Source organism: Streptomyces sichuanensis, from assembly GCF_020328095.1.
Classification (GTDB): Bacteria; Actinomycetota; Actinomycetes; order Streptomycetales; family Streptomycetaceae; genus Streptomyces; species Streptomyces cinnamoneus.
Genome location: NZ_JAIXMK010000267.1, coordinates 1 through 1,088, shown reverse-complemented (window position 1 = coordinate 1,088; position 1,088 = coordinate 1). Strand labels below are relative to the sequence as shown.

Genomic DNA, 1,088 nt, shown 5'->3' with positions numbered 1-1,088 from the left:
GAGGTGCCCGGACCGCCGCCCGGCGGCTTCGACTGCGCCCCCGGCTTGCCCGGCCGGCCGGCGGGCGGCGAGGCCCCCGGGGCGGTGGAGGGCGCGGCCGAGGCCGACTCGGACCGGCCGCCCTTGGCCGCCGGGCTGCCGCTCGCGCCGCCCTTGACCGACTTGGCGTCCGTACGGCCCGGGCGGCTGCCCGGGAGCTGCAGCCCGCCGTCCGGCTGCGTGCCGGTCTCGCGCTGCTTGCCCGTTCCCGCGGGCGCCGGGCGCCCCGCGTCGCTCACGCTCATGCACCCGCCCAGGGCCAGGGTCGCCACGGCCACTGCCGCGATCCGGGTGAACGTTGACGCGTGCGCTGACGTTGCGCGCATGGGACGGACCGCCTTCGGGTACGGGGGGACAGGCCCCCTGCCCAACTGGCACCGCCCCGCCCAGGACACGCGGGGCGGCCGGGCGTCAGCCGTCGATCATCCGTAGCCCAGTGCGTGCAGCCGTTCGTCGTCGATGCCGAAGTGGTGGGCGACCTCGTGAACGACCGTCACCTCCACCTCCTCCACGACCTCTTCCCGCGTCGCGCACATGCGCAGGGTGGGCCCCCGGTAGATCGTGATGCGGTCCGGCAGCACACCGGCGTACCACTCGCCGCGCTCGGTCAGCGGCGTGCCCTCGTAGAGGCCGAGCAGCTCCGGCTCCTCCGCCGCGGGCTCGTCCTCCACGAACACGGCGACGTTGTCCATGAGCCGCGTCAGCTCCGGCGGGATCCGGTCCAGACCCTCGGCGACCAGTTCCTCGAACTCCTCGCGCGTCATCTCCAGCACCCCGCCATTGTCCGGCACGGGGGCCCGTCCGGGCGGCCCGGCGGAGGCCCGCGGCAAACCGTTTTGGCGATCGGTCCCTGCATCCCATATGCTTCTCACGTCCCCGAGGCGCTGCGAAGCGCCCAGGTGGGCCATCAGCCCTCATCGTCTAGTGGCCCAGGACGCCGCCCTTTCAAGGCGGTAGCACGGGTTCGAATCCCGTTGGGGGCACGCTGGAACGTGTGCGAGACTAGTTCTCGCACATGAGCAAGGTCCTGTGGAGCAGTTTGGAGTGCT

The 1,088-nt window shown here is 73.3% G+C and carries 1 protein-coding gene, 1 tRNA gene and 1 pseudogene; 1 reads left to right on the top strand and 2 read right to left on the bottom strand.

Going from position 1 to position 1,088, the window contains the following annotated elements:
* Both LE181_RS31875 and LE181_RS31870 read right to left on the bottom strand, forming a co-directional pair.
* Window positions 1-365: pseudogene (locus tag LE181_RS31875) on the bottom strand (hypothetical protein); the annotation flags it as partial.
* Window positions 366-461: 96 nt separating this feature from the next.
* Entirely contained in the window at window positions 462-812 is a 351-nt protein-coding gene (locus tag LE181_RS31870) for a metallopeptidase family protein (RefSeq protein ID WP_190108317.1), read from the bottom strand.
* A 137-nt stretch (window positions 813-949) separates the two neighbouring features.
* On the opposite strand from LE181_RS31870, the gene LE181_RS31865 reads away from it, so the two are divergent.
* Window positions 950-1,022: transfer RNA gene (locus LE181_RS31865), tRNA-Glu, on the top strand.
* Window positions 1,023-1,088: the final 66 nt, after the last annotated feature.